Annotated in this window: 4 protein-coding genes; 3 read left to right on the forward strand and 1 reads right to left on the reverse strand. The window is 49.2% G+C overall.

The genetic code is table 11. The features are described 5' to 3' along the window. From WBV75_RS08230 to ypfJ, 3 genes are all read left to right on the forward strand, one after another. The coding region (locus WBV75_RS08230; protein ID WP_424120152.1) for an aminotransferase class V-fold PLP-dependent enzyme at positions 1-455 on the forward strand (455 nt) is incomplete at its 5' end. 235 nt (positions 456-690) lie between these two features. Further along, on the forward strand, positions 691-2,418 hold the full coding sequence (locus tag WBV75_RS08235; protein ID WP_424120153.1) for an amidohydrolase: 1,728 nt from the start codon (positions 691-693) through the stop codon (positions 2,416-2,418). A gap of 71 nt (positions 2,419-2,489) precedes the next feature. Further along, entirely contained in the window at positions 2,490-3,386 is an 897-nt protein-coding gene (gene ypfJ, locus WBV75_RS08240) for a KPN_02809 family neutral zinc metallopeptidase (protein WP_424120154.1), read from the forward strand. Positions 3,387-3,476: 90 nt separating this feature from the next. On the opposite strand, the gene WBV75_RS08245 is transcribed toward ypfJ, so the two are convergent. Continuing rightward, the coding region (locus tag WBV75_RS08245) for a serine hydrolase domain-containing protein (protein ID WP_424120155.1) at positions 3,477-4,495 on the reverse strand (1,019 nt) is incomplete at its 5' end.

A 4,495-nucleotide genomic window follows, 5' to 3' on the forward strand; every position in this document is an offset into this window, starting at 1 on the left:
CCCCTGCCGGTCCGGATCACGCCCAAATCGCCTCGGCCCAGGGAATCATCGATTATTTTGATGCCGTTTACGAGCATCATTTTAAGGCCGGGGCCTCCCCCGCCGAGCGCAATAATGCTTTAAACCAGCTATTTCACCAGCACGAAGAACAGCTTATGGAACCACTTTTAAAGTTCCTCAATTCGCGCTCGGATATACGCCTGGTCGGCCCCGGCCGCGCAACTTCACGTGCTCCTATCATTTCTATCCTTCCTTTGAAAAAAGATATTAACGAGGTATACCAGGCGCTTATTGGCCATAAAATAATGCTCGGTATCGGGGATTTTTATGCGGTCCGGCCCCTTATGGATATGGAGATTCCAGGAGATCCGGGGGTCATTCGAATGTCTTTTATGCACTACACGAGTCCCGAAGAAATCGATCAGCTTATCGATGGATTAAAAAAAGCCTTGTAGCCTTAACGCATATCTGCAGTTTTGAATCCCTGCTTCGTAAATTAGCCGAGTCAATTAGTTCCTTTAACAATGAACTGCAGGTTTTAATGATATCCATAAACCACCAGGACTGACGTTACTCTAATCCTTATTTTCAAAGGGAAACACAACGTTTTTCACCATCTTTAAGGCATTCCTGCGGTTTTTTAAAATCTTTTATAATCGTACCTTGATCCTTCAACTAAAACACCAACCTATGCGCTTACCAAATCCTGCAATCAGTTGCTTTCTTTTGGCATTTTTTCTTATTTCAGCCTGTTCCTCTCCCAAAAAAGAGGAGGCCACCCTGTTGATTTACGGAGGGTCCATTTATACTGTGGACACCACTCAGAGCACAGTTGAAGCCGTGGCCACAAAGGACAATCTTATAATTTTTGCCGGCAGCCTTGAGCAGGCCGAAGCCTATAAAGGGGAAAAGACCCAGCTTATCGACCTGGAAGGCAGGACGATGACCCCCGGTCTGATTGAAGGACATGGGCACTTTATGGGCCTCGGTTACAACGAGATGAATTTGGATCTGATGAACACCACAAGTTACCAGGAAATTGTAGATGCGGTGGCGGAACGAGTGAAAACAGCTGCCCCGGGTGAATGGATTACCGGGAGGGGGTGGCATCAGAGCAAGTGGGACCAAATGCCCGAAGAAACTGTAAAGGGTTTCCAAACCCATGATTTGTTAAGTTCAGTATCCCCGGACAATCCTGTGTACCTCAGACATGCAAGCGGACATGCGGGTTTTGCCAACGCCAAGGCCATGGAAATTTCGGGCCTTACACTACTGCCCCAGGAAGGTATAGATCCACTTGAAGTGGAAGGAGGAGAAGTTATCCGCGATGACCTGGGCAGGCCCACAGGGGTTTTTAATGAACGTGCACAGACTCTAATTACAAGAAATATCCCCGAAAGTACTCCGGAAACGGACCGTAAAGCCTTTGAACTGGCCGTAGCCGCCTGCCAACGAGACGGCATCACAGGATTTCACGATGCTGGAATTGGCAGGGAGACCATTGCATTATTTGAACAGATGAAGGCAGAGGGCAAGATGAATGTCCGTCTTTATACCATGCTCACAGGGTGGGATCCGGAATTGCTGGAGGAATGGTACGCCCGGGGACCCCTGGTCGACCCGGATCACCTCATGACGATCCGTTCGGTTAAACTGAACTGTGATGGGGCTTTGGGCTCCCGCGGGGCCTGGCTTTTGGAATCGTATTCAGACCGGCCCGGCCACTTCGGCCATGAAACCCTTCCTATGGATTTTGTAAAGGAAACGGCCCTGAATGGCCTGCAGCATGGATTTCAGGTGTGTTCCCATGCCATAGGAGACCGCGCCAACCGTGAAATCCTCGATAGATACGAGGCCGCTTTTGTGGAAATGCCCGAACACACCGGTGACCACCGTTTTAGGATTGAACACGCCCAACACCTGCATCCTGAAGATATTCCCCGATTTGCGGAACTCGGCGTAATCCCTGCAATGCAGGCGATTCATTTATCTTCCGACCGACCCTGGGCCATAGACCGCCTGGGGGAACAACGTATTAAGGAAGGGGCATATATGTGGCAATCCCTTTTGGAAAGTGGAATTCCGGTAGTCAATGGAACGGATGTCCCCGTGGAACCCCTGAACCCTATTCCGAGTTTCTACGCAAGTGTCAGTAGGAAAACGCTTAAGGGAACCCCTGAAGGGGGCTATGAACCCAAAGAGCGTATGACACGTGAACAGGCCCTGAAGTCCTACACCCTGGACGCAGCCTACGGTGCCTTCGAGGAGGAGATTAAAGGGTCGATCACCCCCGGAAAACTGGCTGATTTCACTATTTACAGCCAGGATATAATGACCGTTCCCGAGCAAGATATCCTCAACACAGAAGTGGTGATGACCATTTTTGATGGTAGGGTCGTCTATGAAAAAACAAAGTAATTATGTGTACTTGTAAATCAAAAACATAATTCCCTATATTTAGGAAGTTACAATATGAAAGCTTTACAAATATGAAATGGAAAGGCAATCGGCAGAGCTCAAATGTCGAAGATCGCAGGGGCCAGCGCGGGCCCCGAATGGGTGGCAGAGGTATCAACCCACTATTACTCGCCCCCTTAATCAGACTTCTTTTCTCGAAAACAGGTCTCATTATTATAGGTATCCTGTTGCTGCTGGGCCTGGTCACGGGTGTAAATCCCCTGAGCTTTATCACAGGGGGTGCGGGTCCGGTTTCGGGACAGACCTCGGGTCCATATAAAGAAAGTGCTGATGAGTCCGAAATGGCTGCCTTCAGCAGAACCATCCTCGCCAACACGGAGGATGTTTGGAACAGTCTGATCGACAATTATCGGGAGCCCACCCTGGTACTTTACAACGGAGCTGTAGCATCTGCCTGCGGCAGGGCTTCGAGCGCCACCGGGCCTTTTTACTGCCCCGGGGATGAAAAGTTGTACCTGGACATGAGTTTTTTCGACGAAATGGAACGGCGCATGAATGCACCAGGGGATTTTGCCCAGGCCTACGTCATCGCTCATGAGGTAGGGCACCACCTACAAAAATTGATGGGAATTACAGATCAGGTAGACCGGCTGAGAGGGCAAATGTCTACTGCTGAATTCAATAAATATTCCGTTCGCCTGGAATTGCAAGCCGATTTCCTCGCTGGAGTTTGGGCCCACCATTCCCAGGAAATGACTACGGTAAGATTACAGCCAGGCGACCTTCAGGAGGCCCTTAATGCGGCTTATGCTATTGGAGATGACCGGCTTCAAAAACAGCAAACAGGCCGCGTGATCCCAGACTCTTTTACCCACGGAACCTCAGAACAGCGAATGCGCTGGTTTAAAAAGGGATACGATACCGGAGACCTGGAACAGGGAGATACTTTTAGCGCGAATCCCCTATAAATCCAAAGCTGTTTCAATTAAAACTACAGGCGGGGCAAACCTGACCCTGCAATGCTTTTATTATTCAGGATTGGCGAAGGAGTCCTGATTTTATTCGCTGCTTACAGCAATGGAGGTAACCTCGCTAATGGACGCAGGCAGTTCCTCCCTGTAAACCTCCTCCACAATTTGGTATAAATCAGGTATCACAGTCCGTGAAAGCCTGGAATTGGAATTTAAAAGGACACAGATTCCGAGGTCGGACTCTGGAAACAGCGCAATTTCATTTCGGAAATTATTCACACTTCCCCCGTGGTGCCAAATAGTCTTTTCACCAGGTTCCCCGGCCTCCCGAAATTTGTGGATCCGCCATCCAAATCCGTAATGGGAGGAAACATGGCCCGGCCAACGCTGATAATACTTACTCCGTCCCGGTATTTTTACGAAAGGTGTAAACGCCTCTTCAATAGCAGATTTCGGCATCACTTCAGGATTATATCCCAATAAAAAACGCATCCAGCGCGCCATATCCCCTGCGCTGGCATTGATACCGCCTGCCGGGATGGCGTTGTAGTAGTTGTCGACCAGTTTGCGTGGCCTCCAGCTTTTCCCCCTGCGATAATGGGGTGAAGCAATATTCCCAGAGGCCATCAGGGCCTCGTGATCCATATTTGTGGAACACATTTCCAAAGGTTTAAACAGCCTGTTTTCCAGGGAAGACGCTATATCCTCTCCGGAAGCCTTACAAAGGATTTCCCCGGATAGGGCAAACAAAGCATATTGATAACTATACACAGCTCCGGGTTCGCTAATAGGCTTCACCTCATTAAAGCGGCCTGCGATTTCCGATACGGACAAACCGGCTTCTACCAGATTGGTATAACTGTGATAGGGAGCTCCGGACGTATGAGATAATAAATGCGAAAGGGTGATGCGATTCGTATTGGCAAGGTCCCCCATCTGAAATCCTGGGATATAATCGGTAACCTTATCCTCCCAGTTGACTTTGCCTTCATACCTGATATTCGCCGCCAAAACCCCGGTAAATCCCTTTGATAGCGATCCCAGTCTGAAAATGGTACCTTCATTCACCGGATCTGTTTCGTTGCTGTTTCTCCGGCCAAAACCAT

Origin of the sequence: Robiginitalea sp., from assembly GCF_049588695.1 — a bacterium.
Lineage (GTDB): Bacteria > Bacteroidota > Bacteroidia > Flavobacteriales > Flavobacteriaceae > Robiginitalea.

What these genes read in the sequence shown, in the direction of transcription:
- WBV75_RS08235 (WP_424120153.1), top strand. Translation starts at nt 691, where the DNA reads ATGCGCTTACCAAATCCTGCAATCAGTTGCTTTCTTTTGGCATTTTTT.
- ypfJ (WP_424120154.1), top strand. Translation starts at nt 2,490, where the DNA reads ATGAAATGGAAAGGCAATCGGCAGAGCTCAAATGTCGAAGATCGCAGG.